The sequence below is a fragment of the Streptococcus intestinihominis genome (assembly GCF_046824975.1).
GTDB lineage: Bacteria > Bacillota > Bacilli > Lactobacillales > Streptococcaceae > Streptococcus.
Genome location: NZ_JBKQBL010000002.1, coordinates 33877 through 50536, shown reverse-complemented (window position 1 = coordinate 50536; position 16660 = coordinate 33877). Strand labels below are relative to the sequence as shown.

Genomic DNA, 16660 nt, shown 5'->3' with positions numbered 1-16660 from the left:
CTCTTGACCCTGAGATGGTCGGAGATGTACTAAACGTTATGAAGGACTTGGCTAAACAAGGCATGACCATGATTATCGTTACCCACGAGATGGGATTTGCTCGCCAAGTAGCCAATCGTGTCATCTTTACCGCTGATGGGGAATTCCTCGAAGATGGCAAACCAGACCAAATATTCGACAACCCACAACACCCACGATTGAAAGAATTCTTGGATAAAGTCTTAAACGTTTAAATAGAAATAAAAACTGGAGTTAAACCTCCAGTTTTTGAATGTATACAAGCGATTTTTTTACATAAAACGGCTAGATGATTTTCAAAAAATGATTATTTTTTATAGTTATTTAAGTAGATGTAAAACTTTCCGCCGTGAGAAAAGTGATAGAGACACTAGTGTCTCTATCACTCGGGAGTTTTGAGACCTTAGGCTCAAAACTAAGTCATGGAACTTCTTCGAAGTTCGCTGACGTCCGTACTCACCTAAGGAAAGTTTTAAAATCACTTTGGCTTCAATCTGAAACTGGAATAAACAGCCAGTTTTTTTCTTTTTCCAATTATAAAAAATATTGAAAGATTTCATTTAAATAACTTGCTAAATGAAGCAAAAAACTATACCATAGTAGAGTGTCTTTTGACCAAATATGTGACTGAAGGATGATTATGAAAAAATTATTAGAAAAGGTTAGTATCCTTTCTTTATCTCTTGTATTAACGACGTCTTTTTCGATTTCGAGTGCACTTCCCTATATGTTTGAATACTATAAGGATCTCCCTAAAAGTCAGATCGAACTCTTGGTATCCCTTCCATCCGCTGGGATTATGCTCACCCTCTTCCTCAACACCTTTATCGAACGCTTCTTGGATGAGAGAAAGATGATTATCACTGGTCTGTTAATCCTCTCAATCTTCGGAATGGTCCCTTTCATTAACCAAGCTTATCCTATCCTCTTCATCTCTCGTTTCATCTTTGGAATGGGTGTCGGTTTGATCAATGCTAAGGCTATTTCAATTATCAGCGAACGCTATCATGGACGTGAACGAGTCCAAACTCTTGGATTTCGTGGTTCTGCCGAGGTCGTAGGGACAGCCCTCGTCACTTTATTGGTCGGCTTCCTTCTCCAATTCGGCTGGACTTCTAGCTTCCTAGCCTACGGGGCCGGTTTAATCGTTCTCTTTCTCTTCATGACCTTTGTCCCTTACCACCAGCAAGAAGAAAGTCAGCATACACAAGCCAATCAGAAAGAACCACTCCAAAAAGAAGAATGGAAGTTAACTATTATTTTGGCCATTGTAGCCGCAATGATTGTCCTATGCAACGTCGGAGTAACTCTTCGCATTCCAAGTATTGTCGCCTACACGTTCAAGGATCAGCATAATTCAGCTAGCTTCATTCTAAGTGCTATGCAACTAATCGGAATTCTAGCTGGTCTCACCTTCTCTGGCCTTGTTCATTTGTTCAAGAGCAAATTGATCACTTATGCCGGGATTGCTTACGGATTCTCCATGATGGCTGTAGCCCTTTCTCCAAGTATCCCTCTTCTTGCTCTATCCGCCCTCTTCTCCGGCTATACGTATAGCACTGCTCTCACCATGGTTTTCCAAATCTTGTCAGCCAAAATTCCTGCGAAACGATTAAACCAAGTGACCTCTGTAGCCGTCTTGGGCTGTAGCTTTGGAGCGGCCATTACACCTTTCGCTCTCAATACCATCGGTCTCATCTCAGACAGCAACGCTTTCATCTTTACCGTATTAGGTTTTGCTATGGCTCTCTTGGCCTTCTCTCTTCTCTATCTTTTAAAAGATCAGCAGGATTAAACACAAAAGACTGGACAAAGATCCAGTCTTTTACTGTCTTAATTACTAGAAAGTTGGGCAGTTTGCATTTTGTAATAAACACCTCTTTGAGCCATCAACTCCGTATGATTCCCATGTTCAACGATATTTCCATCTACCATGACTAGGATGAGATCCGCATTTTCAATTGTAGACAGGCGATGGGCAATCACAAAGCTGGTCCGACCCACCATTAACTTATGAAAGGCATCTTGAATAAGCAACTCTGTCCGCGTGTCGATGGAAGAGGTCGCCTCATCTAGGATCAGGATCTTAGGTACTGCAAGAAAGACCCGAGCAATAGTCAGAAGCTGTCTTTGTCCTTGAGAGAGGGAGTCTCCAGCATCGGCTAGATAGGTATCATAGCCATCTGGAAGCTGTTGAATAAAGAAATCAGCATTGGCAGCTTTTGCTGCTTGGACCACTTCTTCCCGACTTGCATCAGGTCGACCAAAGGCGATATTCTCATGAACCGTTCCAACTTTGAGCCAAGTCTCTTGGAGCACCATCCCAAACTGCTTGCGATAGCTTGCTAGACTATAGCTATTTACAGCTTCATTATCTAAGCGCAACTGCCCCTGATCCACATCATAGAATCGCATGTGAAGGTTAATCAATGTAGATTTCCCAGCCCCAGTTGGACCAACAATGGCTACCTTACTAGCCGGCGGGATAGAAATGGAGAGATCCTTTATGAGGGTTTGATCAGAGCGATAACCAAAGCTGACATGATCGAATTGGACTGCCCCTTTGACAGCGTCTTCTTGCAAATCTCTTTTACCACTTTCTTTCACTTCCTCTTGGTCTAGGATACTATAGAGACGCTCTGCACAAGCTAAGGCGCTCTGCAGTTCAGCAAGGACAGAGGAGATGTCATTGAAGGGTTTAGTATACTGATTGACATAGTTGAGAAAGGTCACCAACTGGCCAACTGTAAAGCCAGTTCCAGATAGGATACGGAAGGCACCAAATCCCGTCACAAGCGCATAGATTAGGGCATTGACAAAGCGCGTCGCAGGATTAACGGTGGAGGAATAAAAAATCGCTTCTTGAGAGTAACCAGCATAGTCACCATTGATCTCGATAAACTTCCTATGAAATGCATCCTGAGCATTGAAGGCTTGAAGCAAGCTTTCTTGACTGAGAGATTCTTCAATCATCTGCGTCTGAGCCCCACGCGCCTGGGTCTGCATCCTGAAGAGATGGTAAGAACGCTTGGCAATAAAGCGGGCGATAAAGAGTGATAAGGGTGTCAAGATCAAGACCATCCCCATCATCATCCAATCCAATCGGGCCATACTAGCTATGGTCACTAAAATCGTAAGAAGACCAACAAAGAACTGACTGAAGACCATGAATAAACCATTGTTCAGTTGTTCAACATCCGTGGTCAAGCGACTGACCAAATCCCCAGTACCTTGACGATCCAGGTAAGATAAAGGAAGGACATGCACTTTCTGGATGACCTTCTCCCTTAAATCCTTACTGTAGCGATAAATCATCTGATTGTAGATTAAAGGATTCAACCATTGGATTAGCGTTGCAAAGAGAATCACTAGACCCATTTGCAGGATAAGTGGGAGTATGAGGTGAGCTGCATCAGGGAGGACCACTAAGTCTATTGCCCGCCCAATCAAGATAGGGATATAGACGGTTAACAAGACTTGCAAGATGGTTCCCAGACTGGCTAAGATTAGCCAGATGGGCTGCTTGGCTATATCAGCAAGCAAGCGCCGTAAATAAGTCTTCTGTTTCATTCTGCCCCCTCCTCTCTCTTCTGTTGGGAGTAATGAATCTCTTGGTATAAAGGATTGGTTGCCACCAAGTCCTCATGACTTCCTAGGCCGACTTGACGACCTTTATCTAAGACGAGAATTTGCTCAGCACTTCGTAGACTATTGGTCCGCTGCGAGATGAGGATGAGGCTTGTCTCCGTCAACTCCTCTTTTAGTGCCTGTAAAAGTCGTGCTTCTGTCAAATAGTCCAAGGCAGATGTAGAATCATCCAATACCAAAAATGGAGCTTGGCGAAGGACAGCCCGAGCGATGGTCAAACGTTGCCGTTGACCACCAGAAAAATTCCGTCCAAAGGCTTCTACGGGAGCCTCTAGTCCTCCCTCTTTCTCACGGACGAAACCAGCTGCTTGCGCAACTCCCAAGGCCCACCACAACTGCTCTTCGTTCGGTTCCTCATTTAATCCTAAAGTTAGGTTTGAACGAATACTCCCTTTAAAGAGCTCTGCTTTTTGTGGAACTACTGCTACCCAGTCACGCCATTGACGAAGACTCTTTGGATTCTCTCCATCTTTAAAAATAGTTAGACTTCCTTTACTTGCTTCATACAGATGACCTAACAATTGAACCAGAGTCGACTTCCCAGCTCCTGTCCCTCCTATGATTCCCAAAGTTTGGCCCTTGTTTATGGATAAGTGAATCCCTTCTAAAGATGGTTTTGCGGCTAAAGGATAGGTAAAGACAAGGTCTTGGATCTGTAGCGCCAGTTGAGGGTCAGAAACAGATACATCATCCAACTCTTGATCCAGCTCTTCACTTTTCTCATCAAAGACCTGGACAATCCGAACAGCAGCAATATAGCTTTGGTTGAGCGAGGTCACCAACATGGCTAACTTCAGTAATTCTGTCAAAATTTGAAGCAGGTAATTGACCAAAGCGACCAACATTCCTTGACTGAGGGTCCCCATTTGAATAGAGGCCTGCCCCTGCCAAAGAATACAAAGCAAGGTTCCATTCACGACGAGAAAAGTCAAGGGACTGATTAAACTAGACCATTTGGAGACCACTAATTGCCACTTCGTATAGTCTTCGTTAACCTCATTAAACTCTGCTTCTTCATGAGCTACCTGCCCAAAGGCACGGATAACCCTCATCCCTTGTAACTGCTGACGCGTAATGGTAACCATTCGGTCCGTAATTTTCCTTATGCGCGCATAAAGAGGATTGACCAGACGAGACATAAGGACAATGATGAGGGACAAGAGAGCAACCATACCAATAAACCACAGGGTCAGTTGCGGACTAATGGTGAAGGCCATAAAAATAGATCCGAAAACGACAATCGGCGCACGGAGAAATAGACGTAAAAATAGATTAATCCCCGTTTGAATCTGATAGGTATCACTGGTTAAGCGCGCCACGAGACTTGAAGTGGTTAAACGGTCTCTTTGCTCCTTAGACAAGCTGAGAATCTTCTCATACAGGTCATTAGTCAATTCCTTGGTATAGCCTACTGCTGCTTTTGATGAATAATATTGGGCCGTTATCGCTACAAGAACCCCAAAACCAGCAAAAACAAATAAGAGACCAACCAGTCCAAATATCCCCCCTTGATCCTGACGGGGGATGAGCTGATCGACCAGATGGGCAATTAAAAGTGGAACCAGTAATTCAAAAGTTGCTTCTAACAACTTGAAAAACGGTCCCAGTATGGTTTCTTTTTTATAATTCCTGAAGTATTTCAATAAGTCTTTCATACTAGTCATTTTTCTTTCTAAAGGATGTACTTATTTTACCACAATTTAGAAAGATAAAAAAACTCTCCCTGCAAAGCAGAGAGAATCGAATAATGACCTGATGAAGGTCAGCAATTTTATTCCGTATTTGTCCCCTTATTTAATATCTTGCCCATTTTCCCTAATCCAATCACTAAGAGTGGGAAAGAAAGGAGTGTTATCAGGCCTAGTACAAGAAAAACAGCTACAAATCCACTAGTATCAATCAACCAACCAGTCAGTGGGAAGATCACGATCATGGAAAGACTAAACATCATGGAGTTGATACTCAGCATGGTTGCTCGTACACTAGAAGGCAGATAAGTTTGTAAATCATTGTAGTAAATGGGTTGATAAACTGCGTAAAGGGCATTGGTCAAGAGATAGACACTTAGATAAGCGAATGGAGTCTTGAAGCCTACAAAAAACAAGACCAACCCTGTCAATGCAACCAAAACCGGAAAGACTTGATTACTATTCCATTTTTTCCCGATTTGACTGGCTAAATAAACCGCTAGGAGATTGAATCCACTACCAATCAACATAATGAGCGAAACTTGCCAACTGGCTAAGTCAATGATTTTCTGTTGGTAGTAAAAATAAAACATACACATGATGGTTCCTACCAACTGATAGGTGAACATCCAGTAAAAGAGTACTGGTTTTTCCTGCCATTCTTGTTTCACTACTACCAATATCCGTTTTAAGGTCAAGTGATTTCTTTCACCACTCTTGCTCTCTGGCTCTTTCATAAGAAAGATCAAAAGAATGGAAATCAAGGAAAGCCCAATAGCAATATAATATGTCCAAGCCAATGCTCCATGAACAAAGAAGCCTGCCACAACGGTACCTAAAGTTCGGGTGACTTCGGCCACGCCAGACAAAAAGCTAGAAATCTGAAGATACCGATCCTTTTGCCCTGCTTCTACCGCAGAATCGTATAAGAAGGCGGTGCTGGTTCCCGAGTCAAAATTATAAGACCAAGCACTGACCATCATAGAAATCGCATAGATCCAAAAATTCCCCTGACCAAACAAGATCAAGATAGAGGATCCAATGCTGGCCAAGCGAGCCAAATAGAGATTGGTCTTGTAGCTAAAGCGATCTGCCAACATACCGGATGGGATCTCGCACAAGAGGCTGGTCCCATGAAAGATACTCTCTAATAGACCGATTTGAAGCAAGGAAAGACCATTTTGGATGAAGAATAAAATCCAAAAACTGGTAATTCCAAAATAAGATGTAAATTCCAGACCTGCTAGGAGTGGAATATTGCCTTTGTAAGTTCTTTTAAACATTGTTTTCTCTCTTTCAATATGTAATATGACTGTTTCTAAAAGACTTACTGAGAGTTGCCTACATTTTCTCCACCTCTTTCATTTAAAGTAAAGGCTGGGACAAAAGTCCTAGCCTCTCAATTATCTTTGAATTGTCGAGCAAGACGCAGTGGTTGAGTGGGCTCTACTACGCTGATTTCATCAGCTTTTACAGCCCAACTCAACTGTGCGGAGGTGGGACGACGAAATCGAATTCTAACGAATTACCGATTTCTGTCCCACTCTCTTATAGTTATTAAGGTTTGATACGGTGCAACATACGTGGGAATGGAATGGCTTCACGGATGTGTTTTGTACCTGCTGCAAAAGTCACCATACGCTCGATACCGATACCAAATCCACCGTGTGGGACTGTACCGTATTTACGAAGGTCAAGGTAGAATTCATATTCTGTTCTATCCATACCGAGAGATTCCATCTTAGCGACAAGGGCATCGTAGTCTTCCTCACGCATTGAACCACCGATGATTTCTCCGTAGCCTTCTGGTGCAAGCAAGTCTGCACAAAGTACACGATCAGGGTTACCAGGAACTGGCTTCATGTAGAAAGCTTTGATGTCTGATGGGTAGTTGATCACGAAGGTTGGTACACCAAAGTGGTTTGAAATCCATGTTTCGTGTGGTGAACCGAAGTCATCTCCATGTTCAAGATGTTCGTAATCCGCATCTTCATCGTTTTCATGCTCTTGCAAGAGATCAATCGCTTCATCGTAAGTGATGCGTTTGAATGGCTCTGCAATGTAGCGTTTCAAGAGCTCAGTATCACGCTCTAATGTTTCTAAGGCTTGAGGAGCACGGTCCAACACACCTTGAAGAAGGGCTTTGACATAAGCTTCTTGTAAGTCAAGTGATTCATCGTGTGTCAAGTAAGAGTACTCAGCGTCCATCATCCAGAACTCAGTCAAGTGACGACGAGTCTTAGATTTCTCAGCACGGAATACTGGACCAAAGTCAAAGACGCGACCAAGGGCCATAGCACCCGCTTCAAGATAAAGCTGACCTGATTGGCTCAAGTAAGCTGGAGTACCAAAGTAGTCTGTTTCAAAAAGTTCAGTCGAATCTTCTGCAGCATTTCCTGAAAGAATTGGGCTATCAAATTTCATGAAACCATTCTTATCAAAGAACTCATAAGTTGCATAGATGATAGCGTTACGGATTTGCATGACAGCAACTTGTTTGCGTGAACGCAACCACAAGTGACGGTTGTCCATCAAGAAGTCTGTTCCGTGCTCTTTTGGAGTGATTGGGTAGTCTTGAGATTCACCAATCACTTCGATGTCTGTAATATCGAGCTCATAACCAAATTTAGAACGCTCGTCTTCTTTGACAACCCCTGTTACAAAGACAGAGGTTTCTTGGCTTAGACGTTTGATAGTATCAAATTTTTCAAGACCTACTTCTTCGCCGAATTTTTCGATAAAGTTTGGTTTGAAAGCAACACCTTGGAAGAAGGCCGTTCCGTCACGCAATTGCAAGAATGCGATCTTCCCTTTTCCTGATTTATTCGCAACCCAAGCACCGATGGTCACTTCTTGACCGACATAGTCTTTTACTTCGATGATGGTAATCCGTTTTGTCATAATACATCTTCCTTTTCTCATTGTACTTGTCCGAAGACATGGTCACCTTTCATTTTACCACAATTAGGACTTGATAGCTATCTCTCACAAGCTAAAATGCGTCTTTTTTTAACGAAAGCTGACTTTTTAAAGAAAAGTCAATCAACTTTTCAAATTCTTGAACCAATTAAAATATTTTATCCTATATTTTGATTTTTCAAAGGAAAATCCAGTCTTTTTTAGTCTTTCTAGCAACCGTTTTTGACTGGTCAAAAGCTTACAAGTTATACTATCGGTTTCTATAAGGAGGAATATATGAAAAAGAGAATTCAACTCACCACGGGATTGTGTGCAGCTGCTTTAGCCCTCAATCTCGCAACAACAACATTAACAGAAGAGCAGACAACACCTGTCACTGCTCCTGTCTCTAAAAGACAAGATACGGTTACTCCTGTTTCAGCAACTTCAGAGAGTCCAGCTACTACAGCTACAAACGAAGAAACAGCACCATTTCCTAGCGAAGAAACAGCGATCCCTACAGTTGAGAAATCAACCCCAGCTCCTGCTGAAATCCCAGTAGATCCACGAATCTCCGAAATTCGTGTCATCCATCGTCGTCGGACTTTGAAACCAGACTTTTCTCCAATTGCATCTTCTACAGATGTCGTCTACAAGACAGTTGAAGCCCGTGCTTTCACCAAATATGACGTTTCTGGAAATGGACCAGCAACCGTTACAGACGAAAATGGAAAAACATGGTATCGAGTTAGATACTCTGAGCTTGATATTAAAGATGGATTCCATTACAAGAGTGCTCCTGAAAAAGGAACTGCTACCGCCCCCGTCATTGAAGTCATTCATCTCTATGACGATATCGATTTGAATCCTGAAGTTGTAAAACGTGCTCGTTTTGTAGACGATAAGGGACAAGAAATTGCTCCTTCCCAAGAATACAGCGTCGAGCGGAGTCTTGATTTGGCTTATGAAGCTGCTCTACCAACAGAACCTGCTCAGATTCAAGCTAATGGAAAAACATATACCTTCCAATCTGCTGACAAAGAAGAATTGACCTCCCATAAACTCCATGTTTCTAATTCCGAGAATACATTTGAAATAAAAAAGAATGCTGATAAATCAACATTCTTTCTAAGTATTATTTGCAAAAAACAAGATATTTTGTCTGTTTAGCTACCAAAAAGATACCAATAGACTTTTTTATTTCTATCGTCTTTAATACTTTATATTCCGTTCGACAAACTGGGAGCTGTCTTTCCGTTGTTATCAAGAAAGCCTCAATTTATCTATATTTTTCCAATCTCAATAACCCTTCTTCGTCCGGAAGAGTAATCCCATTCTTATAATTATATCCCATCTTCAAATAAAAAGGAGTTGCAGTTATAGAAGCTGGAATTTCTACTCTTTTTGCCCGAAGGAAAAATTCATCTTTCTCAAGTGTTTCAATAATCAGTCGCCCCACACCTTTTCCTTGATAATCCGGTAGTACAAAAATAGTGAAAAGACTACTTTCATCTTCTTTATCCCAATATGGTCCTATCGCACCACACCCAACAATCTTTTCAGCATCACATACCACATAAAAATGCATCCAGTTAGCTCTTTCTAAAATATTTTGTGGTTGCAAATTCTTTACATCATTTTCTATATACTCTAATGAATAATCTTTGATATTAGTAGTTCTTAAAGTTGTTACAACTAATTCCGACACTTTTTCTGCATCTTTAGGTTCAAATCTTCTCACAAACATCTTATTTTTTCCTCTACACCTTCAAATTTGTCTTATTATACCATATTTATCCCTGTCACATAAAGCTATAACAGAAAAATATTACAATCTTGTAATTACTGTATTTCTATTAAGCTTAACTTTGCCTTTTCTCTTGATATAGTCTTCAATATCAAACACATTCTTTTTATCTAATTCTTCAAGCAACTTCTAATTGAGTAAATCCTGTTTCTAACCTGGTTACAGTAACCTATTTCTATAAAGAAGTGACAAGCCCAGTTGTTGAGAAACCGTTGACTCCTTCTACTCCAGAAAAAACTGTTCAGAAACTTCGTCTTCCAAAAGGAAATAATGGAGCCAAAACATGCGTACCTGTTAGCAAGAAGACTCAAGCAAAACCATCTAGTCCAGAAGTAAAAAAATTCCGCCTTCCAAAAGGAAATAATGGGGCTAAGACCCGTGTCCCTGTGAAAAAGGCGAATACTATTCTATCTGTCGATTACTTATAATGCTATAGAAAAGAGGCTGAGACAAAAGTCCTAGCCTCTCAATTATTTTTGGATTGTTGAGCAAGACGCAGTGGTTGAGTGGGCTCTACTACGCTGATTTCTTCAGCTTTTACAGCCCTACTCAACTGTGCGGAGGTGGGACGACGAAATCGAATTCTAACGAATTACCGATTTCTGTCCCACTCTCTTATTTTAATTCTCCATAAATTGATGCAAGCGGCGAACAGCTTCTTTCAACGTTTCCAGGTCAGTAGCATAGCTAAGACGGACATTTTCTGGGGCTCCAAATCCAGCACCTGTAATAAGGGCAACTCCCACTTCTTCCAGGATGGCAGTTGCAAACTCTGTCACATCCGTATAACCTTTCATCTCCATGGCTTTTTTGACATTTGGGAAGAGATAGAAAGCTCCCTGTGGCTTGATGACATCAAAACCTGGAACTTCGCACAAAAGAGGATAGATGGTATTCAAACGCTCCTCAAAGGCTTGACGCATCACCTCTACCGAGTCTTGTGGACCTGTCAAGGCTTCAATCGTAGCATACTGCGATACGGCCGTCAGGTTGGAAGTTGTTTGACCAGTCAGTTTACTCATAGCTGCGATGATTTCGGGATCACCAACCGCATAACCAACCCGCCAACCTGTCATAGCATAGGCTTTTGAAACACCGTTAATGACAACCGTTTGTTTGCGGATGGCTTCCGATAAGCTTGAAATCGGAACAAACTCATTGCCGTTATAGACCAGACGACCATAGATATCATCCGCTAAAATAATAATGTCATGTTCGACAGCCCAATTTCCAATGGCTAGGAGTTCGTCCTTGCTATAAATCATCCCCGTCGGATTAGAAGGAGAGTTTAAGACCAAGACCTTGGTCTTTTCTGTCCGAGCTTCTTCCAATTGCTCAACGGATACCTTAAAATCATTGGCTTGGTGTCCTTTGACATAGACGGGAACCCCTTCTGCCATCAGGACCTGGTCTCCATAGCTGACCCAGTATGGTGTCGGGATAATAACCTCATCACCTGGATTGAGCACAGCCATAAAGAAGGTATAGAGCGAAAACTTCGCTCCAGTCGCAAAGGTGACTTGATTTGGTGATACAGAGTATCCATAGTAGCGTTCGAAATAGGTATTGACGGCAGCCTTTAATGCTGGCATGCCAGAAGCAACCGTATAAAAGGAAGCCCGTCCATCCCGAATAGCCTGAACTGCAGCATCTTGAATATTCTCAGGAGTGTGAAAATCAGGCTGGCCCAAGGTTAGAAAGAGGATATCTTTTCCTTCTGCCTTTAGTTTTTTTGCCTTGGCATCACTTGCCAGGGTGACACTTTCTTCCATCTTTAATACACGATCAGAAATTTTCATACCTTACCTACTTTCTATCTGGGACCAGTTACAGACGAACCAATTTAGACTAAGATTCTACCAGAAGCTGGCTACAATACCTATATTATACACCATAAATCTGACTTGGAGCAAGATTTTACTAAAGATTCCACATAAACTTTACTCCTTCTAACTATTCGAATTGTAAATAATTTGAAAGTGAAGTTAACAGACCTATTTCTTGTGTTGATAATTCTATTATCTTGTCACCCACCTGTAATGTATTTGATATTAAGGCTTAATAGCGTCAAATACTATTTATTGATAAAATAATAGTATGAAGAATTTAGAAAAACTATTTGAAGAAGCCCAAACAGAATTAAAAACCATGATTGTCTTTCACAAGGCGGAACGGACTTTTCGTGCAGCAGAGTCTCATGTCTTTAAGGATCATCAGTTGACTCCTACTCAGTTTTCCGTTTTGGAAACCTTGTATAGTAAGGGGGATTTGCGGATTCAGAACCTGATTGACAGTATTTTAGCGACCTCTGGAAATATGACTGTCGTCATTCGAAATATGGTGCGTGATGGATGGATCAAACGCGAAACAGATCCAGATGACCGTCGTGCTTGTATCGTTTCTTTGACAGAAAAGGGCCGTAAAAAAATTATCGAAGTTCTTCCTGATCATATACAAAATGTTCAAAAAGTTATGAGTGTCTTTAGTGAAGAAGAACAAAAACAACTGCAAACTCTTTTGAAAAAATTAAAGGGCTCCCACTAAATTCTAATCATTCAATCAGTCGTGTTCATAGCCAACTAACTTGTGTTGCTAGCTATGAACACGTTTTTTGATTCTCAAAAACAAAGGTACTAGTCACTGTTGACTAGTACCTTAAAAAGATTTTTTTTGAGTCGTTAAGCAGATTTAAAACTTTACGCTGTGAGAAAAGTGATAGAAACAATTGTGTTTCAGGAACTCGGAATTATTGAGACCTTAGGCTCAATAATTAGTCATGGAACTTTGAAGAAGTTCGCTGACGTCCGTACTCACCTAAGGAAAGTTTTTAAGAGTGCTTTGCCTCCAATCTGATGTACTAGTAGTTGCTGACTAGTACCTATTATTTACTCATATTTCACAAAGACTAATTGTTTGTCAGTCGATAAATCATCCTGGTAGGCAAAGCCATTAAAGCTTAACTGCTTCATCTCTTCGACCTTCGTGATCTGCTTCTCTAGTAAGGCTGTCACAAAAGCCCCACGCGCTTTCTTAGAAATGGTCGAGTGCACCTTCAACTGACCATTTTTCTCTTCTAGAAATTTAAAGGTCACCATCCGATCTTGGATCTCCTTAGAAAAGACGGTTTCAAACTCACTGGAAAGCAAAGAAATAATGAGGTCTTCATCCTCAAGGGATTGATCATAGCTAGCCTTCCAAAATGTCTTTAAGGATTTCCCCTGGACCTTGAGCTTCATGAGAAAGTCCAAACGATGGGGAGCAATCGGAGTAAGGGCTGGAATCACTCCATAAAGAGCTGAGGTAATCAAGAGATGGTCTTGCACATAAGCCACTTCTGCTTCTGTCCAGTCCGTACGGCGGATATTCCGATACATGAGTCCGTCGAAGAGATTCAAAGCTGGATAGGTCTTAGCTGTACTAGACTTGAGCGCTTGGATCCGTTGCTCTTCTTCACTTGCTCGCTCTTCAGAAATCTTATAAAGCGAAGCTAACTCTTCTAGAGATAATGAAGCTAAGGCATCTATGACTGCTTGTGTCTTATTTGATACAGGATGACCCGTTTTTTCTGGGGTATCCAGATTCATTTCTTTTGCTGTTGGAATTAATAGTTTCATAGATTTATTGTACCATATTTCATTTTCGCTTGACATAAAATCAGCATCATGTTATCATCTAGTTATTAAAACTAGATGATAAAGAGGTAATAACTATTTTATTCAACTACAGTTATCCCAAGTGGGAAGAAATTCCTGATATTGATCTTTATTTGGACCAAGTCCTCCTCTATGTCAATAAGGTTTGTGCGCCTTTTATCTCAGAAACAGACAAGGGCTTGACGGCTTCCATGGTCAATAATTACGTTAAACACGGCTACCTGTCAAAACCAGATAAGAAGAAATATAAGCGACAGCAGGTTGCCCGTCTCATTGCTATTACGACCTTAAAGACGGTTTTTTCGATTCAAGAGATCGCAGCTACCTTGAACCTCTTGCAGAGTCAAGCCAACTCCGCAGACCTCTATAATAGTTTTGTGGACTTTCTTCATGAAGAGAAAGAACCTTTAGCACCCATTATCGAATCTGCCTGTCGTACCGTGCTACTCTACAAAGAAACCTTATCCTATATCCATGTTCATTCTGAGGAGGAAAAATAAAAGTGAATTATGCTAGTAAATTAAGTAAACGATTATCCTTTGGGGAAGAAATCGCTAATAGCGTCACCCATGCAGTCGGGGCTGTTTTGATGCTCTTTCTCTTACCAACTTCTGCTATTTATAGTTATGAAACACATGGGACTTTAGCAGCTGTCGGGACTTCGATTTTTGTCATCAGTCTCTTTCTCATGTTTCTCTCATCGACTATCTACCATGCCATGGCCTATGACTCACCTCAGAAGTATGTCCTTCGGATCATTGATCACTCCATGATTTATATTGCCATTGCAGGTAGCTACACACCCGTCGTCCTTTCTCTCATGAACAACTGGTTCGGCTATGCCATTATTCTGATTCAATGGGGGACGACCATCTTCGGAATTCTTTATAAGATTTTTGCTAAGAAGGTAAATGAAAAATTCAGCTTGACCCTCTATTTGATTATGGGATGGTTGGTGATTTTCATTATCCCTCAGATCATCAGCCAGACAAGTCCAACCTTCTGGGGCTTGATGCTGATGGGTGGCCTATGTTACACAGTTGGAGCTGGATTTTACGCCAAAAAGAAACCTTATTTCCACATGATTTGGCATCTCTTCATCTTAGCCGCTTCTGCTCTCCAATATATCGCGATTGTTTATGTCATGTAAGAATCTTAGACTCCAAAAGATGGGAGTCTAAGAATGTTGACCTACATTTTTTATTAATACATATCAAGTAATGCTGAAAAAGTTAAAATGAATGAATAGTAACTTCATTTAAATAGTTAGTGAAACTTTCCGCTGTGAGAAAAGTGCTAGAAACACGATTGTTTCTAGCACTCGGGAGTTTTGGAACCATAGATCCAAAACTAAGTCATGGAACTTCTTCGAAGTTCGCTGACGTCCGTACTCACCTAAGGAAAGTTTCTAAGATAACTTTATCATCAATCAGGGACTCTCAAAATGGGGGTCTCTTTTCATATTCTTTACTTGCAATTTTAACCCCAATTGACTACAATAAAGAAAAATTGTACGGGGACAGTTATGACAACCAAATACCAAAAGATTTTTACAACATTGAAAAACCAGATTGACCAGGGAATTCTAAAAACTGGGGACCGCCTGCCTTCCGTTCGCCAACTAGCCAGTCAGTACGCCTGCAGCAAGGATACCGTCCAACGGGCCCTGCTTGAGCTCAGCTACAAGAACTATATCTATGCCAAGCCCCAAAGCGGCTATTATGTCCTGGAGGAAGAGACTGGAAAGCACACCGACCTGCCTCTTCGCCTCAAGGAAGATCGCTTCCAGGCCTTTGAAGACTTTCGGACTTGTATCAACGAAACCCTAGTTGGTCGTGATAATTACCTCTTCAACTACTATGAAAAGCAGGAAGGTCTAGTCGATCTCCGTCAATCTATTGCTTCTCTCCTGCGAGAAGATGCCATATACACCCAGGAGCAACAAATCGTTATCACCTCAGGAACTCAGCAAGCCCTCTACCTCCTAAGCCAGGTCGCCTTTCCGAACCAAAAAGAAGAAATCCTTGTAGAGCAACCAACCTATTACCGCATCAATAAATTAATTCAGGAGCAAGACTTACCTTATCAAAGCATCAATCGCTTGCCTCAAGGAATTGACTTTGAGCAACTGGAAGCTATTTTCAAAAGTGGCAAGATCAAATTTTTCTATACCATTCCACGCTACCATTACCCGCTGGGACATAGTTATAGCAAACAAGAGAAGGAACAGATATTGGCCTTAGCAGACCTCTATGATGTCTATATTGTCGAGGACGATTACTTGGGAGACTATGATCCACATTTTTCTCCTAGCTTTCATTATCTGGATGCATCTGACCGGGTCATCTACATCAAGTCTTTTTCTACCAGCCTCTTTTCTGCCCTCCGCATCACTTCTATGGTCCTCCCCCAAGCTCTTCTTGCCCCTGTCTTAAAACTCAAGGGAACACTCGACTACGAAAGTAACTTGGTCATGCAGAAGGCCTTGAGCCTCTATATTGACAATGGCATGTTTGCAAAAAATAAAGGGCTCCTTCACCAACAACAAGTCATCCAAAAAGAGCAAGCTGCTTCCCTACTCCAGCAACATTCCCTGTCCGTTCCCGTATGGCCGGTCATTGGAGGTGTTTTACTAGATTTAAGACAGGTCCCTTCGGTTGCTCGTCTGAAACATAGCGGTCTCCCTCTCCACTTCTTCGAATCTGCCTATATTAAAAGCTGTCCCTATGCCTTTGCCCGTATCAATCAGGACAAATTGGAAGAGGTTTTACCCCAAATTAACGCTTATCTATGATTCAATCCCATCCTTCTATTCTTGAGTTATTTTTATATATAAAACTATGTTACAAAAACATTACATTTATTACAAAAATCACTTGACATCTGTAACAATAAGAGTATAATCTAAGTCAGAAAGATAAAGAGGTGATCTTATGAAACGATCTTTG

Annotated in this window: 14 protein-coding genes and 2 pseudogenes; 8 read left to right on the top strand and 8 right to left on the bottom strand. The window is 41.4% G+C overall.

From position 1 onward, the window contains the following. A pseudogene (locus ACLOR3_RS03525) lies at positions 1-233 on the top strand (peptide ABC transporter ATP-binding protein); the annotation flags it as partial. A gap of 425 nt (positions 234-658) precedes the next feature. Further along, positions 659-1813, top strand: a complete 1155-nt coding sequence (locus ACLOR3_RS03520) for an MFS transporter (RefSeq protein WP_048716164.1) — start codon at positions 659-661, stop codon at positions 1811-1813. A 38-nt stretch (positions 1814-1851) separates the two neighbouring features. Here ACLOR3_RS03520 and ACLOR3_RS03515 read toward each other — a convergent pair whose 3' ends face one another. The 4 genes from ACLOR3_RS03515 to asnS all read right to left on the bottom strand — a co-directional run bounded on the left by ACLOR3_RS03515 (position 1852) and on the right by asnS (position 8255). Continuing rightward, on the bottom strand, positions 1852-3588 hold the full coding sequence (locus ACLOR3_RS03515; RefSeq protein ID WP_411400393.1) for an ABC transporter ATP-binding protein: 1737 nt from the start codon (positions 3586-3588) through the stop codon (positions 1852-1854). Continuing rightward, a complete protein-coding gene (locus ACLOR3_RS03510) occupies positions 3585-5321 on the bottom strand; it encodes an ABC transporter ATP-binding protein (protein ID WP_411400422.1) in 1737 nt (578 codons plus the stop codon). Before ACLOR3_RS03510 ends, ACLOR3_RS03515 begins: the two co-directional genes overlap by 4 nt. A 116-nt stretch (positions 5322-5437) precedes the next feature. Beyond that, a complete protein-coding gene (locus tag ACLOR3_RS03505) occupies positions 5438-6637 on the bottom strand; it encodes an MFS transporter (protein ID WP_411400394.1) in 1200 nt (399 codons plus the stop codon). A gap of 274 nt (positions 6638-6911) precedes the next feature. Then, positions 6912-8255 carry an asparagine--tRNA ligase gene (gene asnS / locus ACLOR3_RS03500; protein ID WP_126404333.1) on the bottom strand — a complete coding sequence of 448 codons (1344 nt, stop codon included), beginning with the start codon at positions 8253-8255 and terminating at the stop codon, positions 6912-6914. Between the two features lie 294 nt (positions 8256-8549). On the opposite strand from asnS, the gene ACLOR3_RS03495 reads away from it, so the two are divergent. Beyond that, entirely contained in the window at positions 8550-9422 is an 873-nt protein-coding gene (locus ACLOR3_RS03495) for a cell surface protein (protein WP_260469293.1), read from the top strand. Positions 9423-9531: 109 nt separating this feature from the next. Here ACLOR3_RS03495 and ACLOR3_RS03490 read toward each other — a convergent pair whose 3' ends face one another. Next, complete coding sequence (locus ACLOR3_RS03490; RefSeq protein ID WP_048788724.1) at positions 9532-9999, bottom strand: GNAT family N-acetyltransferase; 468 nt, start codon at positions 9997-9999, stop codon at positions 9532-9534. Positions 10000-10080: 81 nt separating this feature from the next. Further along, positions 10081-10188, bottom strand: a pseudogene (locus ACLOR3_RS03485) (conjugal transfer protein); the annotation flags it as partial. 83 nt (positions 10189-10271) lie between these two features. Here ACLOR3_RS03485 and ACLOR3_RS03480 point away from each other — a divergent pair. Next, positions 10272-10487, top strand: a complete 216-nt coding sequence (locus ACLOR3_RS03480; RefSeq protein WP_221761862.1) for a hypothetical protein — start codon at positions 10272-10274, stop codon at positions 10485-10487. A 192-nt stretch (positions 10488-10679) separates the two neighbouring features. Here ACLOR3_RS03480 and ACLOR3_RS03475 read toward each other — a convergent pair whose 3' ends face one another. Beyond that, a complete protein-coding gene (locus ACLOR3_RS03475; protein WP_125329359.1) occupies positions 10680-11858 on the bottom strand; it encodes a pyridoxal phosphate-dependent aminotransferase in 1179 nt (392 codons plus the stop codon). 298 nt (positions 11859-12156) lie between these two features. Here ACLOR3_RS03475 and ACLOR3_RS03470 point away from each other — a divergent pair, with 298 nt between their 5' ends. Continuing rightward, complete coding sequence (locus tag ACLOR3_RS03470) at positions 12157-12603, top strand: MarR family winged helix-turn-helix transcriptional regulator (RefSeq protein WP_411400395.1); 447 nt, start codon at positions 12157-12159, stop codon at positions 12601-12603. Positions 12604-12944: 341 nt separating this feature from the next. Here ACLOR3_RS03470 and yaaA read toward each other — a convergent pair whose 3' ends face one another. After that, entirely contained in the window at positions 12945-13673 is a 729-nt protein-coding gene (yaaA, locus tag ACLOR3_RS03465; protein ID WP_125329357.1) for a peroxide stress protein YaaA, read from the bottom strand. 95 nt (positions 13674-13768) lie between these two features. On the opposite strand from yaaA, the gene ACLOR3_RS03460 reads away from it, so the two are divergent. From ACLOR3_RS03460 to ACLOR3_RS03450, 3 genes are all read left to right on the top strand, one after another. After that, complete coding sequence (locus ACLOR3_RS03460; protein WP_411400423.1) at positions 13769-14212, top strand: DUF1836 domain-containing protein; 444 nt, start codon at positions 13769-13771, stop codon at positions 14210-14212. A 2-nt stretch (positions 14213-14214) separates the two neighbouring features. Next, positions 14215-14862, top strand: coding sequence for a PAQR family membrane homeostasis protein TrhA (gene trhA, locus ACLOR3_RS03455; protein ID WP_048716182.1), 648 nt, complete (start codon positions 14215-14217; stop codon positions 14860-14862). 375 nt (positions 14863-15237) lie between these two features. Next, positions 15238-16506, top strand: coding sequence for an aminotransferase-like domain-containing protein (locus ACLOR3_RS03450; RefSeq protein ID WP_125329354.1), 1269 nt, complete (start codon positions 15238-15240; stop codon positions 16504-16506). The last annotated feature ends 154 nt before the right edge of the window (positions 16507-16660 follow it).